Raw genomic sequence first — 18438 nt, forward strand, 5'->3', positions numbered from 1 at the left:
GGGTGGGGGTGGCTTACTGGTGGCTGAGGTTTAGTCGCGCCAGGTGGGGTCGCAGTGACAGGTGTCAGGGGTCCACCACTGAGCAATCAAATCTAGGGTCTGGTCCCCGTAAGGGTTGATGCCGCGCCCAACCGCCAGGGTATGCCCAAGAACAGCGTGCAGGCACTTTACGCGAGTCGGCATACCCCCGGCAGAAACACCCTCAATTTCAGGTACCTGATCGAGGCCGGCAAGGGAGCGGATACGGTCGCGTTCAGCCAGGTAGTTCTCGTGGGCCGCCCTGTATGCCTCAGCTTTATCGACCTTATCGGTAACCTCATCGGTCATTTCATACATGACCCCCTCGGCCTCAAGACGGGAGACCGCGGCGGTAATCACGGGGTGAGCCAAATAAAAAACGGTGGGGAAGGGTGAGCCGTTAGCCAGCCGGGGTGCGGTTGCCGCAACCAGAGGATTCCCGCACACACAGCGGGCAGGGATTTCCACAACATCACGCACGCTTCGGCCTAGCTGTGCCGAAAGCACCCGGATATCAAGGTCGGTGGGGGCAAGAGTCTCGGCTGTCACGCCAAAGCCTTGGGGGTTGTGTGTGGTCATGGTGTCCTTTGATGTGGCCGGTGGGCATTGTCGGTTTAGTCTAGTGGGTGGCCCGTCACCGGGTACCCGGATAAATTCTAGGGAGCGGTCGGACTCCTAGGGGTTTCTGTTGGAGTAGCAGATCCCGTGGAGGTAGGGCCCTTTGCCTTCTCAGACTGAGGAGCATTGGGGTCTTCAGCCGCGAGCTGGAAGGAACCCCACAATTTAGTGGTCCAGGAGTCCTCGGGTGCTGTCTTGGCGGCGGCACTGGTGTCATCGGCAAGTTCGCTGGTGGGATCCAGCCCGACTACCAAGTAGGGGGTCTCCCCCGGCTCCACGTAGAAGAGACGGCTACGAGCCTGCTGCTTGACGTAGTTGTCGTCCTGCCAGAGGTTAACCTGATTCTGCAAATCTTTCTTCTCAGCCTCCAAGCTAGTGATATTGTCCTTGGCGGCCTTAATCTCCTGGTTCTGTTTGATAAAGGATGTAAGCGGGCTGTAGACCGAAAGCGCGATAATGACCAGGACCAGGGCGAAGGTGATGAAGTGACCCGAGAAAGAGTGCGCCGCGACAGGCTTATCGGGGAGCTCAGAGCCGGCAGAGGGCACGGGCTGTTTAGCTCGCTGAGCCCGAACAGATGAGGCGGCCGGTTTTCCCAGGCCAAAGCCAAAGAAAGCCGCAATGCGGTTAGGCTTTTTGTTCCCCTGTTGCCGTGCCATGCTGTATTTCCTGATTCTGCGGGTTGGTCCGCCGCTCTTTTGCTAGGGCTTCACTCAGAAGCCCGCATGCTCTCTTCCGTCAAGATTACCAGTCTACCCGCTCCCCCACCCACCCCACCAAGGCAAAAGGTAAGAGCTATGCCCTCATAGGCTGAACAGTGACCGAGTATAAAGAAGTGCCCCGGTAGGTAGCTACCGGGGCACCGCAGTCAGTCTATAAAACAGACTTACTTGGCAAAGCGGGGGAAAGCGCTCTTACCGGCGTAAACAGCCTGGTCGCCGAGCTCTTCCTCGATACGCAGGAGCTGGTTGTACTTAGCAACGCGCTCTGAACGCGCGGGAGCGCCGGTCTTGATCTGGCCGGCGTTGGTTGCAACAGCCAGGTCAGCAATGGTGACGTCCTCGGTCTCACCTGAACGATGTGAAACCATGCAACGGTACTCGCTGCGCTGAGCCAGTGCCATAGCGTCAAGGGTCTCGGTCAGTGAACCAATCTGGTTTACCTTGACCAGCAGGGCGTTAGCAGCACCGCCGTTGATGCCCTGGGCCAGACGCTCGGGGTTGGTCACAAAGAGGTCATCGCCAACAATCTGGACCTTGTCGCCGATTTCGGCGGTGAGGGTCTTGTAGCCCTCCCAGTCATTTTCATCCAGGGGATCCTCGATAGAAACGAGGGGGTACTTGGCAACCAGGTCAGCGTAGTAGGCGCTCATTTCAGCAGCGGTCTTCTTCTGGCCTTCAAAGTCGTATGCGCCGTCATTGTAGAACTCGGAAGAAGCGACATCCAGAGCCAATGCAATCTGCTCGCCGGGCTTGTAGCCAGCCTTCTCGATAGCCTCAATGATCAGGTCGAGAGCTGCCGCGTTGGACTCCAGATTGGGAGCAAAGCCACCCTCGTCGCCCAGACCTGTGGATAGGCCACGATCGTGCAGAACAGCCTTGAGCGAGTGGTAAACCTCAACGCCAGCCTGCAGGGCAGCAGAGTAGGTGTCGAAGCCGATGGGGGCAATCATGAATTCCTGGATATCAACGTTGGAGTCAGCATGTGAGCCACCGTTGAGGATGTTCATCATAGGAACGGGCAGAAGGTGAGCGTTGGGGCCGCCCAGGTACTTGAAGAGGGGCAAGTCAGCGGACTCAGCGGCGGCCTTAGCAACAGCCATGGAGACACCAAGGATAGCGTTTGCACCCAGCTTGCCCTTGTTATCGGTGCCGTCAAGGGCAATCATGGCTGCATCAACAGCACGCTGGTCAGTGGCATCAATACCAATAACCTCTTCAGCGATTTCATCAATCACAGCAGATACAGCGCCAAGAACGCCCTTGCCCAGGTAAACAGCCTTGTCGCCATCGCGACGCTCAACTGCCTCCCATTCACCGGTGGATGCGCCTGAGGGAACTGCTGCGCGGCCAAAAGCGCCGTCTTCCAGAAGTACCTCTACTTCAACTGTGGGGTTGCCGCGTGAGTCGAGAATCTGACGGGCATGTACTGCGGTAATCAAAGCCATGAAAATGCTCCTTGAAGGATAAAAAGGTGGAATGGCTGTATAGCGTCAAGCTGATTGCTCAATAGGCCTTTCGGCCCAGACGCGTTTATGCTTCCAGTCTACCAAAAAACCCACATAAGCACACAGAAATTCAATATTTCCCACCTTTTTCTTCAATACGTCTGTGATTTGTGGGAGCAGAGCCAACGGCTCACAACACCGGAGCCTCCGAGCTGCCGAGTCCCCCTACAGGAGAGGTGCCCTACACTGACCCGCTCAGAGAGCATTGAGGGAGAGACTATTCAGAGTGGTGCTGAATATAGGAGCGGGTGTGGCTCCTCAGGGACCGTTCAGCGTCCAAACCAGCGGCACGGGCAGCAGCCACCAGCTCAAACAGGTAAGCACCCAGGGCCTCTTCAGTCTCGATACCGGCAGGCAGACCGGCAGGATTCTCCCCCTGACACGGCCACAGACCGGCTTTTGAGGCCTTATCCAAGGTCTTATCTGCCAGAGCAAGGGCAGGCAGGTGCGGTGGAATCCCGTCCAGAAGCCCCCTACGTTCAGGCTTCTCAAGCTTCTTGAGCCGGTCCCAGGCTTCACATATTTCCTGAGCGCTCGGGCCGGGCCCATCACCCTCACGGGGAGAAAAGACGTGAGGGTTACGGCGAATCAGTTTTGCGGCCAAATCAGCTACCACATCTTCCATGCCAAACCCACCCAGCTCTGCGGGCACCTCTGAGGCCATCTGGGCATGAAAAATAAGGTTGAGAAGCACATCGCCCAGTTCCTCCCGGAGCAGGGGAAGGTTAAGACCCCGAGGGTCTTCAAGAGCTTCAAGAACCTCGTAGGTTTCTTCAATGAGATAGTGCATGATGCTCTGGTGGGTTTGTGCACCGGTCCAGGCGCACCCGCCGGGCTGACGCAGGGTCTGCATGATCTCCAGGAGCTGGGAGAAATCAGCCGCTGTGGGAGTCCTATCAGAGCCCGGTATCTGTTGCCCAGTCCCCTGCCTGTTAGTAGCTTCATGGGGTTTGGGAGTTGAGGGTTGAGGCTCCGAGGGTTTAGGCTCCTGAGACACTGCTCTCCCCTTCTTGTTCCTGGAGAGCTAGCTGGCTGTAGACCATCTGGACGCTCCGCAAGAGTGCCTGCTTCTCATCCTGGGAACAGAAAGCACCGTTAATGGCGTTGAGAGTGACCTCAAAGAATTCGGTCAGACCAAAGCCGTGATATCGGGCCAGCTCAGCAAACTCACGGGTCATGCTGGTGGAGCTCATCAGCCGGTTATCGGGGTTGATTGTTACCGCAAAGCCAGCCTGCAGGAGCAGTGCCACCGGGTGCTCCTCGTAGGAACGGGCAGGTTCAAAGTCGAGGCCGAGCCCCACCCGGTCAAGGTGTTCCGCCGCATCGGTTTGCAGGTTAGAACAGGGGCAGGTTTCCAGGGTAGTCCGGCGATTCTTAACCCATTCGGCAACCTCACCCAACTGTAGGACGGTCTGCTCCCGGTCAGCATCGGGCAGCAGCTCACCGGTCGGGTCAATCTCAGCCAGGGTACGAGCGGTAATGTCCTCTGTGATACGTACACCGTGGCCCAGGCGCAGAGCACGACCAGCCACCAGGGCGTGACGAATCGAGTCAAGCCCGTAGGCCTCTCCCGCATGAAGGGTGACCGGCAGAAAATGACGGGCCGCAAGATCAAGGGCCTCCGCGTGGTCAGCAGCAGAGAAGCCGTCCTCCGGGCCAGCTAGGTCAAAACCCACCACACCCAGGGGGCGGTAGGCCAGAGCTGTTTTCACAACCTCCAGGGAATTATTCTGGTGGCGCATGGCGCACAAAATCTGGTTGACCAGAATACGCCCGCCAGCCTGCCCTACCTGTTCCATACCGTCCATGAGCCCGTCAGCTACCGCTTCAACAGCCTGGGCCATACTCAGCCCCTGGGTCAGGTGCAGTTCGGGGGCCCAACGGACCTCGCCATAGATCACACCGTCAGCAGCCAAGGTCAAGACATGCTCCATAGCCACCCGGCGCAAGTTTTCAGTAGTCTGCATCAGCGCTACCGTGTGCTCAAAAGTTTCAAGATACCGTTCTAAAGAACGAGAATCAGCGGCCTGTTTAAACCATGCCGCTAGAGCCTGAGGCTCCTCAGCAGGCAGCTCGTGCCCTATCTCCTGCGCCAGCTCAATCATGGTTTCCGGGAGCAGACCACCGTCAAGGTGATCGTGCAGACAGACCTTGGGCAATGACTGTAACCAGGTAGTGGGGGTATCGTTCACTCGTTTTCTTCTCTCATGGTTTTCTTGTGGAAACCGCCCCGCCACACGCGAAGGTGTGCCGGGGCGGTAGCTGGGGGCCGGTCATTAGTGAAAAACCCTAGCGGTGACTAGCTAGAAATTCCAGGAGGCCAGAGCTTCACTCATATGCGCTGGGATATTAGCTCCGGTGCGGGGGAACATACGCAATTCCTCTACATACTGCTGTGCGGGCAGATGCTCGGGGTAGCGCACGAAAGCCTCTTCATCGGCGTAGTCAAAGGAGGCAACCACAGGAATACCGGGGGTAAAGCGCAGATTGATAGCCAGCGGTGAACCGTAGCCTTCCTTGTAAGAATCAGCCTTGAGCTGCAAAATGCCCAGAACATCTTCGGGAATCAGGTCAAAGGTGCGGACCTGCTCCCAGAAACCGTTCCGACGCACGTGAGTCAGGGCATCGTAGTAGGAGCCCAGGGTGCGTACACGGATCAGAACTGTTGAAACATCCAGCGCGGTACCCTTGAGGCCGAACAGGGCATCATAAGCCGGGGCAAGTCGGGACACGACCTCAGCCTCAGTCAGAATCAGGTTGCCATCTGCCTTCTGCGTCTCAGAGGGCTTGGCCTGGCTCTGCTCAGAGTAAGAGGGAGCTACGTCCACGCTGGCGCCGGTCATAGGGGCATCCAGGGTGGCAGCGGCAACCTTGCTCGGGGCGGCGGGGATAACAGAAGCAGATGCCCTTGTTGAGGGTGCGGGCTCTTCGTCAGTACCGAATTCGCTGTCGTCGATATGGCTGGGCAAATCCTCACTGGCGTAAGGGTCAGCTACGATGCTTTCACTGTCATCCTCAGCAACCAGTAGCGCCGGAACATCAGAAACAGGTTCAGGTGATGTGGCCTGGCCCAGAAGATATGAGGGAGCTTCTGCCTTCTCAGCCGGCTGCGAAGCCGCTTGAGAATCATCGACATTAACGGTGCCCTCAAAGTGTCCGCCGGTTGCCGGGTACTGGCTTGCAGACTCGGAATGAACAGCGCCTCCTTCTTCAGCCTTGTTCTCAGCTTCGACAGGCTCATGGCTGGACTCAACAGTGGGCTCTTCTACACGGGGGGCCTCTTCAATCGCTTGGGGAGCGATGTGCGCTGAGTTATCTGCAACCTCGTCACTGAAGCCCAACTCGGGGTCAAGAGTCCCAGCTACAGAAAGGCTCTCTTCCCCAGGTTCTTGGGTTCCAGCCGTGTTTTCACCCTCGTCTGTGTGAGCAAACCGCTGGGCTACGTAGCTGGTCTCAGAAACAGAGTCAGCTTGCTCAGTAGCCAGCTCAGAAGATTCTTCGACGGTCTCAGACAGGCTGAGGCTATCAATGGGTTCACCAAGGGCGCTGGCGGTTGATACCTCATCGGAACGAGTAACAGAATCGACGGTCCCTACCTCATCAGCATCGGCCTCAGCCAGATCAGCATCGAGCCCCGCACCGCTCTGAGCGGTTTCTTCTTCATCAGATGCTAGACGAGCAGAAACCCGGTGCAGTCGCTCTTCAACAGGCTCCGGATTCTCCGTAGTTTCAGGTGCTTCTTCGGTCTGAGCAGCCGCAGCTACCACAGCAGGTGCCTCGATATGGCCCAAATTCAGAGAATAGTTAAGGTTGTGGGTCCGGCTGGCCTCAGTATTCATGAAAGAAACCTGGACCGCAGTTTCGTTACCCACAGCGGGGTTGACCACAATCAGTGCCCTAGTCCATGCACCGCGTTCGCTTTTTTCCTCTTCGACGTAGAGGTCAGCTACCGGGCTGAACCACTCGCTACCGGGCTCAATGACGCCAGATTCAATTTCCTGGCCCCGCTGGTAGAGCGTGTAGCTCATCTCATTACCCGCCTGAGTCAGGCTCAGTGTTACCTGTCCATCGGCCTTGGAGCGCATCTTCTCGACCGTGGCTTTGAAGCCTTTACCTGCGTTTGCCTCCGCAGAGATTCCCGCCGCAACAGCGGTCTCAGCAGGTGGCAAGGAGGCGGAACCCGCTGATTCTTTACTGGTTTCTGCATCACTTGCAAGGACATCACGGGGTGATGCTGGGCTAGGAGCTGGCTGGTTTTTCTTTCGGCTAAAAAGTCCCACGGTTCTTCTCTTTTCTCGCGGTTGGACAGTTACTGGAGGGAGGTAACCCTATGCGTTGATTCGGTCCAAAATGATGGTGGACGGCGTGTACTCGCCGCCAATAGTCCACGCACCCTCAAGTGACTCGAGGGCTCGGGCAAATCGTTCGGGGGTATCTGTCATGAGAGTCATCAGGGGCTGACCTGCTGTAACAGTATCACCGGGCTTGGCGTGAAGCATAATACCTGCGGCAAGCTGAACGTCGTCTTCTTTACGTGCACGGCCTGCACCCAAACGCCAGGAGGCTACACCAACGGCGAGAGCATCCAAGCGGGTTAGAGTCCCTGAGCTATCAGCTAGCACGGTATGAGTTTCACGGGCTGTGGGCAGAGGTGCATCGTGGTCTCCGCCCTGAGCAGCAATCATCTGACGCCACTTATCCATAGCACGGCCATCTGCCAGCGCTTCAGCGGGGTCTGCCTCGACACCGGAGTTTTTCAGCATGACCCGGGCTAGCTCAACGGTCAGCTCCACAAGATCTGCAGGCCCCCCGCCCGCGAGCACCTCAACGGACTCAGCGACCTCACAGGCGTTACCAACGGCCAGACCCAGCGGAGTGTCCATATTGGTCAGCAGGGCACTGGTTGTTACGCCTGCGTCCTGGCCCAAATCGACCATAACCTCAGCCAGCTCGCGAGCCTGAGCCAGGTCTTTCATGAAAGCACCGGAGCCCACCTTGACATCGAGCACCAGTGAACCGGTGCCCTCAGCAATTTTCTTACTCATAATCGAGGACGCAATCAGCGGAATCGCCTCAACAGTGCTGGTGGTATCACGCAGGGCGTAGAGCTTCTTATCGGCAGGTGCCAGGCCTGAACCGGCAGCGGAGATAACCGCCCCAACACTCCCCAAAATCTCCAGGGTACGTTCCTTGCTGATATTGGCCTGCCAGCCAGGGATAGCTTCAAGCTTGTCCAGGGTGCCACCGGTATGGCCCAGACCCCGGCCTGACAGCTGGGGAACAGCGACCCCGTAGACAGCCACCAGAGGGGCCAGCGGCAGGGTGATCTTGTCCCCCACCCCACCGGTAGAGTGCTTATCGGCAGTAGCCAGCTTCTTGTCGGGACCAATGATTGAGGAAAAGTCCATGCGCTCACCAGAACGAATCATGGCATCGGTCCAGCGCACAATCTCGGGGCGGCTCATACCGTTGAGAAAAATAGCCATGGCAAGAGCACTCATCTGCTCATCGGCAACCACACCGCGAGTATAGGCATCAATGACCCAGTCAATTTGCTCGGGTGAGAGGACACCTCCGTCTCGCTTGGTGCGGATGACATCTACGGCGTCAAAAGCTTCGGTGCTCACGCTGTCCTTTCTACGCGAGTGCTACCTTGCTCCCCGCGCTCTTCTTGCTTGCTACTAACTCTATGTTCAAGTATGCCAGTTCAAACCGGCGAGCGCCCGCTCCCGGGCAGGCAACCGCAGTGAAAGATTAGCCTCTTGCTGTCTCTAACCGTTCGGGGCCAAAGGCATCGGGCAGCATCTGTTCAATCGTCATCAGCCCGCTCACAGACTGTAGGAGCATACCGGGTGCGCTGTGCTCAAAGAGGAGTTGGCGGCACCTGCCGCAGGGCATGAGCGCTTTTCCGTCCTGATCGACGCAGGCAAAAGCTACCAGCTGCCCTCCCCCGGTGCGGAAAAGTTCAGAAATCAAGGAACATTCGGCACAGAGAGTAATACCGTATGAGGCGTTCTCGATGTTGGCCCCGGTAATAACGCGGCCGTCCTCGGTGAGGGCTGCGGCACCTACCGGGTAGTTGGAGTAGGGAGAGTAAGAACAGGCCAGGGCATCGGTAGCGGCCTGGGTCAGCTCTTCCCAGTTAATCTCGGGCATCTTTGTTCCTTTGCTTAAGACAGGGGTGGCTACCGCACCAAGCGGTAGCCACCAGAGATTTATTCCTTGACGTAGGGAATGCCTACGGCTGCGGGGCCTCGTGAACGGCCCACCAGGCCTGCCACCGCGAAGATGGTCACCAGGTAGGGCAGCATGGCCAACAGTTCGGTGGGTACGCTGGTGCCCAGGATTGAGAGAACGAACTGCAGGTTCAGTGAGAAGCCAAAGAGCAGGGCGGCGCTCAGGGCACCGATCGGGGTCCAACGTCCGAAAATAAGGGCAGCAAGGGCAATGTAGCCCTGGCCGGCGGTCATGTCGGAGTTGAAGGATGAAACGGATACCAGGGTGAAGAAAGCTCCGCCCATACCGGCAACGGCACCAGCTAGCAGGACGTTGGTAGCGCGCAGGCGGTTGACATTCACACCCAAGGTATCAGCGGCCTTGGGGTGCTCGCCTACGGCGCGGGTGCGCAAGCCCCAGCGGGTCTTGTTCAGTGCGAACCAGATAGTAGCAACGACGATATACATGATGTAGACCAGGACGTTCTGGTTGAAAAGCACCGGACCGAGCACGGGGATCTCCGACAGGCCGGGGATAGCGAAAGCAGGGAGTTTGGGTGCTGAGTTCAGCACTGATGCGTTGGGCTCCAGAACTCGGGTGAAGAAGAAGCCGGTCAGACCTGATACCAGGACGTTGACCACAACACCCACGATGACCTGGTCCACCAGGTATTTGATGGCGAAGACTGCCAGCAGGGCAGAGACCAGCATGCCACCCACCATGGCAGCTACCAGACCAGCCCAGGGGCTCTTGGTCAGAGATCCGACGAGTACTGCACTAAAGGCACCCAGCAAAAGCTGGCCTTCGATAGCGATATTGACAACACCAGAACGCTCACAGAGCAGGCCGCCCATTGAACCGAAGATCATGGGAACAGAGAGCAGAACAGCACCGTTGAGCAGGGAGACCAGTGACAGCGAGGGGCTAGCTGTTGAGCCAACTGCCCAGACCAGCAGGCCGGTTGCAAAGAGTAGCCAGAAGAGAGGGGCTACCCACTTACCCAGTGTCTTACCCGCCTTGGCGGTCACCAGAGAGTAAAGGGCCAGTGCCAGCATCAGGGCCGATGCAACCCACCCGTAGGTCTGGGGGTTGATCCGCAGCGGCTCAGCGCTAAACCAGCTCACGCCGTCTGAGATACCCAGGCTAATAGTTGACTGGGGGGCGCGAAGACCTATCAGAAGGGTTGCAACTAGGGCCAGGACGGCATAGATAACAGGGTTTTTCCAGTCTTTGACGACCAGAGTTTCAGTGTCGGAAGAAAGGCTGGTTGCCTTGGTTGCTTCTACACTCATGGTTATGCCTCCACAGCCTTCTTTTGAGCTGACTTTTTCTTGGTGGTTTTGCCGGTGGGGTCGGGCAGGTGGAAGATGGAGCGAACCAGCGGGGGTGCTGCGATGAACAGAACGATCAGCGCCTGCAGAACCAGCACGATGTCGATAGAGGTACCAGTAGATACCTGCATAGAAACCCCGCCTGCACGGAAGGCACCGAAAAGCAGTGCCGCGAAGAAAGTACCAACGGGCTTGGATCGACCCAGCAGAGCCACGGTGATAGCGTCAAAACCCAGTGAACCTGCAATACCTGTGGTAAGTACCTTTTCGCTACCTGCCACCTGGGCGGCACCGGCCAGACCAGCGAGGGCACCGGAGAGCGCCATGACGATGATGTAGCCTGAGGCCACCTTGATGCCTGCGGTGCGAGCAGCGTGCGGGTTAGCGCCAACGGCACGCAGCCGGAAACCAACGGTGGAGCGGTTCAGGAGCCACCAAACAAAAGCTACAGCCAGGATAGCTACGATAAAGCCCAGGTGCAGGCGGAAGGCTGGCCCAAGAAGCTGGGGGAAGACCGCCGTATCGGGCAGTTTCTCGGAGATGGGGTTGGAGCTACCCGCACGCTGAAAGAGCGGGGTCTTGAGCAGGTAGACCAGCAGGTTGGCGGCAATGTAGTTCATCATGATGGACAGGATGACCTCGTGGGCACCAGTCTTAGCTTTGAGGACACCGATGATACCGCCCCAGAGGGCACCACCGACGATACCGCCAACAATAATCAGGGGAACCATAGCAGCTAGGGGCAGGCCAGCGTTCAGTGCAACCCAGCCTGAAACCAGGGCACCAAGGATAAGCTGGCCCTGGGCACCGATGTTAAAGAGACCGGCCCGGAAGGAGAGGGCGACAGCTAGGCCCGCAAAGATCAGCGGGGTGGCTACAGTCAGGGTTTCGGTGATGGGGCGAAGCTGCTGGTTAAAGGTGCGCCCGTTGGGGTTGAAAATCGCCCCCTGCAGCAGTGCCATGTAGGCGTCATAAGCTGCGCTCCAGCCTGCACTGAGGGTGTCAATGGGGCGGGCAAAGAAGTACTTTGAGGCGGCCTGGGTGGCGGGGTCCGTCGCGGCAATGAGCAGGCCACCCACGATAAAGGCGGCCAGGGCGGCACCGATTGACAGGCCGATGTTACCGCCGGCAATGCGGGCAAAGGTGGAAGGCTTGGGCTGGATGACGGTCTGACTTTCAGTTGCCGGCGCGGGGCTAGTAGCCGCACTCTTGGCAGTCTGAGCGGGGTCTACCTGCTCGGCTGCGGGCTTGTTGTCACTCACGCTTATTCTCCTTCTGCCCAGGGGGTTTGGGGGGTGGTTACGGCTGAAACTTCTTCATGTTCATCGGCGGCTCTCTGGGCCTCCTCGTAGGTTGCCCCGGCCATCATCTGGCCCAGTACCGAGCGGGGTGTCTCAGGCGGGACAATGCCCATGAGCTCCCCGTGGAAGAACACGGCGATACGGTCAGCAAGACCGTAGACCTCATCAAGTTCAGTCGAGACGATAATGACCGGTAGGCCCTTATCTCGTTCCTCAACAATGCGCTTGTGAATGAATTCGATGGAACCAACATCCACGCCACGAGTGGGTTGGGAGGCCACAAAGAGTTCGAGGGGGCGGCTGAGTTCGCGGGCCACCACAATTTTCTGCTGGTTACCACCAGAAAGAGTGGACGCGGTATGTTCTTTGGAGCCCATGCGGATATCAAATTCGGCTCCGGCGCGGTCCGCGTTCTCAGAAATCTTGGACCGGTTGAGGGTTCCCATGGACGAGAAATCTTTGCTGTCAAAGAGGTCAAGAATCAGGTTCTCGGAGATAGAGAAGGAGCCGATCAGGCCGTCCTTGCTGCGGTCTTCGGGAACAAAGCCAACACCCGACTGTAGGACCTGCTTGGTGGAAAGCCCCAGCAGTTCTTTACCGTTGAGCTTCATGGATCCGGTTGCCTTGGGGTGCAAACCGATAATACTTTCTGCCAGCTCGGTCTGCCCGTTGCCCTGAACGCCGGCTACGGCCAGGATCTCGCCGCCGCGGACGCTGAAGCTAACGTCCTTGAGTAGAGGAACACCGTTACTGGCAATCAGGGTAAGGTTTTCAAGCTCGAAAGTCTTTTGGGTGAGCTGGGGGGCGCCCTTATCGACGGTGAGCTGAACGGCCTTACCGACCATCATGGAGGCCAGCTCGGTAGTGGACATAGCGGGGCTGGCCTGACCCACCACCTTACCGCGGCGAATGACGGTAATATCATCGGAGATCTCACGGACTTCACGCAGCTTGTGGGAGATAAAGAGCAGGGATTTGCCGTCTTTGCGCAGTTCGTCCATGATGCCCAGGAGCTGGTCGGTTTCTGCGGGGGTGAGCACAGCGGTAGGCTCATCGAGAATCAGGATTTCGGCCTCCCGCACCAGGGCCTTAATAATTTCAACGCGCTGCTGAACACCCACGGGCAGGTCTTCTACTACCGCGTCGGGGTCCACGGCAAAGCCGTAGCGGTCAGAGATTTGGCGGATTTTACGGCGGGTAGTTTCCAGATCCAGGGTTACCCCCTTAAGGCTCTCTGAACCCAGAGCCACATTTTCTGCCACGGTAAAGACCGGAACCAGCATAAAGTGCTGGTGAACCATACCGATACCGGCGGCCATAGCATCGGAGGGGCCGGAAAACTCGACCGGCTGATCATCAATATAGATTTGCCCCTCGGTGGGCTGATAAAGGCCGTAGATGACGTTCATCAGAGTGGATTTACCAGCACCGTTTTCACCCAGCAGACAGTGAACTGTCCCCGGGGTGACCGTCAGGTCGATGCTATCGTTCGCGGTAAAATCACCAAATCTCTTGGTCACCTTGCGCAGTTCGAGTTTCATGGGGGTGGCTTTCTGTGAGAGAACCTGGGCACATCACCGCGCGGGGCGGCAGAAAGGTTTGCTTCGTGCTTTAGTTTAGCGGGTTGAGGCTTACTTACTGGACACTGCCCCTTCACCGCACAAACGGCTCACCCCTCTAGCGGGTAGAGGGTGTGAGCCGTTGCGGGGGTTAGCAAGTGGCTAACGGGTGCTTATTATGCAGCAGTGGGTGAGCCTTCAGTCTCAACCTTGATGGTGCCGGAGATGATATCTTCCTTAATCTTGTCCAGCTCCGCCTTGGTCTCATCGGAGACCTTGCTGTCGAAGTTGTGGAAGGGAGCCAGGCCAACGCCGTCGTTCTCCAGGGTACCGATGTAGGCCTCGGAGGTGAACTTGCCGTCCATGTCAGCCTTGATGGTCTCGGTGATAGCTTCGTCCATCTTCTTCATGATGGAGGTCAGGATGATGTCCTGGAAGTCGGGGTTGGTTTCGTAGCCATCAGCGTCAACCCAGACAACGGAGGCGGGGGCATCGGCGTGAGCCGCGTTGTATTCCTTAACAGCTTCAAGGGTGCCTGCACCTACGGGGCCAGCAACGGGCAGAATGATATCGGCGCCCTGGTCCAGGAAGTTCTGGGTATTGGTCTTGCCCTTGGTGGCATCTTCGAAGTCACCGGTGAAGGTGCCGGACTGGTTCTCGGTGTTCCAACCGAGGACCTCAACCTTGGTGCCCTTCTGCTCGTTGTAGTATTTGACGCCCTGGGCAAAGCCGTCCATGAAGATGGTTACGGTGGGGAACTGGGCACCACCGTAGGTTGCGACCTTACCGGTCTTGGTCTGGGAAGCGGCCAGGTAGCCAGCCTGGAAAGCGGCCTGGGCGGTGTCAAAGACGATGGGGCGCACGTTATCGAGCTCGATGGAGTTATCGTCCACGATGGTGAAGTGCAGGTCGCTGTTGGCTTCTGCTGCTTCCTTGGTCGCGTCTGCCAGACCGTAACCCACGGTGACGGTCAGCTTACAGCCGGCCTGGACCATTTCGTTGAGGTTGGGAGCGTAGTCAGTCTCAGCGCTAGACTGAGCCTTCTTTTCCTGAATGCCGTATTGGGAGACGGCGTCGGTCAGACCCTTGTAGGAGTTCTGGTTGAAGGACTTGTCGTTGAAGCCACCGGAGTCAGAGACGATGCAGCCCAGGTAGTCTTTGTTGTCGCCGGAGGCCTTGGAGGACTCTTCGGGGGCTGAGCCGCAGCCTGCCAGAAGCAGGGCGGAGATGCCCAGGATAGAACCGGTTGATGCGAAGTGCTTGCGTGAGAGAGCCATGAAGGTCCTTTTCGTGCCACTCTGGGAGGTAGGTGCATCAGTGCACTACTACCCGCGTGTGATGTGTAATCCCAGAAGAAATTTTGCGTAACACAACACATCATAGTGTGATTTATCTTCCGGTTCATCTCTGATTCACCCAAAAAGGAGTGACCCCAGCAACAAGGCTCTGCTATTTAATCACACCGGGATTATTCGCCCTGATCACCCAGCACCCCTAGGTAAAGAGTGCCAATTTGTTCCAATGGTGCTCAGCTGACCAAAGAAGCGACACCTCTTCCTCAAAAGTGGGCAGACACTTTTTAGGCAAGCCGTGAACGCTCTAGACTAATAGCCTTTAAAGCGGTAGCGGCCATTACCCGAACGCCATATTCGATAGCCCGCTCATCGGGGGCATAGTCTCCCCGGTGTAAATCGTAGGTTATTCCACCTGGCACACGAGTACCTAGGCGAATGAGGGCACCGGGGACTTCCTGCAGTATCCAGGCGAAGTCTTCACCCCCCATAGATTGTTCCACTAGCACCACAGAGTCCTCCCCTAGTTCAGCCCTGCTGGCTGCTTCGACCAGGGCGACTTCCTCTTCGGTGTTAACGGATGGGGGTACGCCGCGAAAATGCTCTAGTTCAATCTCGACCCGGTAGGGGGCCGCGACCTGCTCCACCACCTGATCGAGCATGGCTCCTGCCTGTTTCCAGACCTCAGCGTCTAAGCAGCGCATAGTTCCGGCCAGGAAAGCGGTGGAGGGGATTGCATTGGGGGCCACTCCGGCTTCGATCTGCCCCCAGGCCACTAGCACACCACTGCGTACATCGGTCTTGCGTGAGAGCACTGCTGGGACGTTGATGGCTATCTGGGAGAGGGCGTAGATGATGTCTTCGGTCAGGTGGGGCCGAGAGGTGTGCCCGCCGCGGCCTTTGAGGCTGATTTTGATGGTGTCGGAGGCGCTGGTTATAGCCCCAATACGGGTGCCAATTTTGCCCACATCTACCTTGGGTTCACAGTGTAAGGCAAAAGCGCGCGGCACCCCTTCTAGGATGCCCTGGGCAATCACATCAACAGCCCCGCCAGGCAGTTGTTCTTCGGCAGGCTGGAAGATGATGCGGATGCGCCCGCCCAGGGGCCTGTGCTGGTCAAGCCGATGCAGGAGGATGGCAACGCCCAGCATGACGGTCTGGTGGATGTCGTGCCCGCAGGCGTGCATGATCCCGGGGTGGCTGGAGGCGTAGGGCAGTTCTGTTTGCTCTTGAATGGGTAGAGCATCAATATCTGCGCGTAGGGCTGCTGCCAGGGGGCCCTGCCCTACATCCACATAGCAGCCGGTGCCCTTGAGGTGGCGGGGCGCTAAGCCTTCCTGGGTTAGGGCGCTAAAGATTCGCTCCGTGGTTTTTTTCTCTAGGTAGGAAAGCTCCGGCTGGCGGTGAACCTCCCGGCGGAAGGCTTTCAATTCAGGAATCAGGTTGTCTACCGAGTTTTTGAGTATATCTTCAGTCTGTGTCGAGCTCAGCCCTGGAAACCCTGAAACTACGTCTTGAGTCGTAGAAGATTTATCCATAAGCCTACCTTACTGGCAGTATGGGGTATAACAGAAGAATGTTTAGACAGCTCCTAGTCGAAGGGCTCTTTCGATAAGTTAAAAATAGCCCTAACTGACCAATAAATTAACAAAAACAGATTTATTGTCAGAAAAAAGGGTTTATCTATCCCCCACTTAGTACATGGTAGCTGGAGGGCCAGACTCGGCCAGTAGGCAGTAGATGTGATTAAACTAATCTATATCCCCAAATTGTCTAGCCCGTAGGGCAAACATCCGCATATACAGTTAAAAATGTAGCTATAGCTGATTTTTAAAATTTAGCGCACTGGTTGGTTAATGACGATTGACCTCGCCTTATAGTACAATAGAGTGAGCATCGGTAGAAGAGCTTAAATTAGGTTCACCCTGGTTTGCCCTCTAGGTAACGCTTAGGGATTATAGCTTAACTGGGCATACCCCCTAGAAGCTCACCTACTCTTGAACTTGAACATCATTGATCGAAAGAAATCACGCACCATGACCCCTCAAATTTCACGCCGTAACATCGCCAAGGGCGCCGCCTGGGCCGCCCCGGCTGTTATCGCCACCTCAGCAATTCCAGCCTACGCAGCATCCTCATCTGATCGCACCCCCAATGATCCCTTGGGCACTATCTGCTCCCTCTTCTTCGGCGGAGGCAATGTCAATTCACAGACAACCTCGGTTTACTTGGCTGTTGAATCTGCCGACGGCTTTATTCACGCTGGCGAAACCGTCTCCTGGGTAGTCGATATGAGCCGGGGTACTGTGCCTGGCCTTAATTACCCCCAGGATGGCTCCTGGACTCTGACCACAAGCGTTCCCAAGGGTCAGTCCGCTACCCAGTTTGTAGTTACCCTAACCGCTAACCAGGATGTCCCCGTCCAGAACGTCAACTGCGTGGCTCGTATGATCTGGGATGGCTCTGCCTCAGCAGGTTCCTCCAACATTAGCCCCAAGAGCACTCTATCTGTAAGCTCGAGTGGCAACGATACCACCTATTCCAGCAAGATTACTATTCCCAAACGTTACGGAACCTCAGTCAACGATTCAAGTCGTACCCCCGTGTACATTGACGGTGCCTGCTACCCCACCATCCAGTGGTCCTATCTGGGGAACTCTACCAAGTATGATCTGGACGACCTCCTGGTCTTCAACGGTGGTAGCTCTATCAAACCTGATAGCCACGCAGATAATAACCAGAAGGTAACCACCGGCACCTGCTAAGTAAGCGCCGACAGGTCTAACCCTTCAGGGCGAGCTACTCCTTTTGACAGGAGCAGCTCGCCCTTTAGTGTGCTCTCAGCCTGCCCTGATTCAAAACTTCAGACCAGTTACAGGGGTCTAACTGTCAGCCTTTCTAAAGCTAAAGCCGGTGCCTACCAGGCAGACCAAGAGCTTGCCCCCTCCCCTAGGCCAAGCTCACACAGCACAAAAAGTCCTCCCGGCCTTACCCCCTGATTGGGGTAGGCCGGAAGGACTAAGCGCGCTAGCAAGGCCAAGCAGCTAGCCGGTCACTCAGAGCCACCAAAGCACAGCCAGCTGAGAGCAGCTAAAGAACCCTAGCCACCACAGCCTGCTTGACCTCGGCAATAGCCTTGGTGATTTCAATACCACGGGGGCAGGCCTCAGTACAGTTAAAGGTGGTGCGGCAACGCCAGACACCCTCCTTATCGTTGAGGATCTCCAGGCGCATATCCCCGGCATCATCACGCGAATCAAAAATGAAACGGTGGGCGTTCACAATAGCTGCCGGGCCAAAGTACTGCCCATCAGTCCAAAAGACAGGGCAGGAGCTTGTGCAGGCCGCACAAAGAATACACTTGGTGGTGTCATCGAACCGGGCCCGGTCCTCCTGGGACTGCAGGCGCTCACGCTCAGGCTCGTGGGTGTCATTGACCAAGAAGGGCATGATTTCCCGGTAGGCCTGGAAGAAGGGCTCCATATCAACAATCAGGTCCTTCTCGCAGGGCAGGCCCTTAATTGGCTCAACGGTGATCGGCTTGGACAGGTCAAGATCCTTGAGCAGGGTCTTACAGGCCAGGCGGTTACGGCCGTTAATACGCATGGCATCAGAGCCACAAATACCGTGAGCGCAAGAGCGACGGAAAGACAGTGAGCCGTCAATCTCCCACTTAATCTTGTGCAAGGCATCGAGCACCCTATCGGTGCCAAACATGGTCAGCTTAAACTCATCCCAGTGGGCCTCTGCCGACAGTTCAGGGTCGTAACGGCGGACCTGGACGGTCACATCAAAAGTAGGGATAGCGCCAGCTTCACCGGCCTCAGCCTTAAGAACGACCTTGGATTCTGGTTCGCGTGCTTCAAAATCAGCCAT

General features: G+C 57.0%; 15 protein-coding genes. 1 reads left to right on the forward strand and 14 read right to left on the reverse strand.

Annotated features, from left to right (window positions below; all coding sequences use genetic code 11):
- Window positions 1-30 precede the first annotated feature (30 nt).
- The 13 genes from ACN082_RS05860 to ACN082_RS05920 all read right to left on the reverse strand — a co-directional run bounded on the left by ACN082_RS05860 (window position 31) and on the right by ACN082_RS05920 (window position 16100).
- The gene (locus ACN082_RS05860; RefSeq protein ID WP_419099917.1) at window positions 31-597 is read right to left on the reverse strand and encodes a DUF501 domain-containing protein; all 567 of its coding nucleotides are present in this window, start codon (window positions 595-597) and stop codon (window positions 31-33) included.
- A gap of 77 nt (window positions 598-674) precedes the next feature.
- Complete coding sequence (locus ACN082_RS05865; RefSeq protein ID WP_419099918.1) at window positions 675-1295, reverse strand: FtsB family cell division protein; 621 nt, start codon at window positions 1293-1295, stop codon at window positions 675-677.
- Between the two features lie 227 nt (window positions 1296-1522).
- On the reverse strand, window positions 1523-2803 hold the full coding sequence (gene eno, locus ACN082_RS05870) for a phosphopyruvate hydratase (RefSeq protein ID WP_419099919.1): 1281 nt from the start codon (window positions 2801-2803) through the stop codon (window positions 1523-1525).
- 277 nt (window positions 2804-3080) lie between these two features.
- Window positions 3081-3860 carry a MazG nucleotide pyrophosphohydrolase domain-containing protein gene (locus tag ACN082_RS05875; RefSeq protein WP_419099920.1) on the reverse strand — a complete coding sequence of 260 codons (780 nt, stop codon included), beginning with the start codon at window positions 3858-3860 and terminating at the stop codon, window positions 3081-3083.
- A complete protein-coding gene (locus ACN082_RS05880) occupies window positions 3844-5055 on the reverse strand; it encodes an adenosine deaminase (protein WP_419099921.1) in 1212 nt (403 codons plus the stop codon). The genes ACN082_RS05875 and ACN082_RS05880 overlap by 17 nt, the downstream gene beginning before the upstream one ends.
- 111 nt (window positions 5056-5166) lie before the next feature.
- Window positions 5167-7143 carry a hypothetical protein gene (locus ACN082_RS05885; protein WP_419099922.1) on the reverse strand — a complete coding sequence of 659 codons (1977 nt, stop codon included), beginning with the start codon at window positions 7141-7143 and terminating at the stop codon, window positions 5167-5169.
- A 48-nt stretch (window positions 7144-7191) separates the two neighbouring features.
- Complete coding sequence (locus tag ACN082_RS05890; protein ID WP_419099923.1) at window positions 7192-8490, reverse strand: thymidine phosphorylase; 1299 nt, start codon at window positions 8488-8490, stop codon at window positions 7192-7194.
- 127 nt (window positions 8491-8617) lie between these two features.
- Window positions 8618-9019, reverse strand: a complete 402-nt coding sequence (locus ACN082_RS05895; protein ID WP_419099924.1) for a cytidine deaminase — start codon at window positions 9017-9019, stop codon at window positions 8618-8620.
- 59 nt (window positions 9020-9078) lie between these two features.
- The gene (locus ACN082_RS05900) at window positions 9079-10371 is read right to left on the reverse strand and encodes an ABC transporter permease (RefSeq protein ID WP_419099925.1); all 1293 of its coding nucleotides are present in this window, start codon (window positions 10369-10371) and stop codon (window positions 9079-9081) included.
- A gap of 2 nt (window positions 10372-10373) precedes the next feature.
- On the reverse strand, window positions 10374-11672 hold the full coding sequence (locus tag ACN082_RS05905; RefSeq protein ID WP_419099926.1) for an ABC transporter permease: 1299 nt from the start codon (window positions 11670-11672) through the stop codon (window positions 10374-10376).
- A 2-nt stretch (window positions 11673-11674) separates the two neighbouring features.
- Window positions 11675-13252, reverse strand: a complete 1578-nt coding sequence (locus tag ACN082_RS05910; protein ID WP_419099927.1) for an ABC transporter ATP-binding protein — start codon at window positions 13250-13252, stop codon at window positions 11675-11677.
- Between the two features lie 194 nt (window positions 13253-13446).
- Window positions 13447-14547, reverse strand: a complete 1101-nt coding sequence (locus ACN082_RS05915; RefSeq protein WP_419099928.1) for a BMP family lipoprotein — start codon at window positions 14545-14547, stop codon at window positions 13447-13449.
- Between the two features lie 302 nt (window positions 14548-14849).
- Window positions 14850-16100: an amidohydrolase gene (locus ACN082_RS05920; RefSeq protein ID WP_419099929.1), complete on the reverse strand. Its 1251-nt coding sequence runs from the start codon at window positions 16098-16100 to the stop codon at window positions 14850-14852.
- A 498-nt stretch (window positions 16101-16598) separates the two neighbouring features.
- Here ACN082_RS05920 and ACN082_RS05925 point away from each other — a divergent pair, with 498 nt between their 5' ends.
- A complete protein-coding gene (locus ACN082_RS05925) occupies window positions 16599-17327 on the forward strand; it encodes a hypothetical protein (RefSeq protein WP_419099930.1) in 729 nt (242 codons plus the stop codon).
- Window positions 17328-17652: 325 nt separating this feature from the next.
- Here ACN082_RS05925 and ACN082_RS05930 read toward each other — a convergent pair whose 3' ends face one another.
- Window positions 17653-18438, reverse strand: a complete 786-nt coding sequence (locus ACN082_RS05930) for a succinate dehydrogenase iron-sulfur subunit (protein ID WP_419099931.1) — start codon at window positions 18436-18438, stop codon at window positions 17653-17655.

Origin of the sequence: Rothia sp. CCM 9417 (genome assembly GCF_048513575.1) — a bacterium.
Lineage (GTDB): Bacteria > Actinomycetota > Actinomycetes > Actinomycetales > Micrococcaceae > Rothia.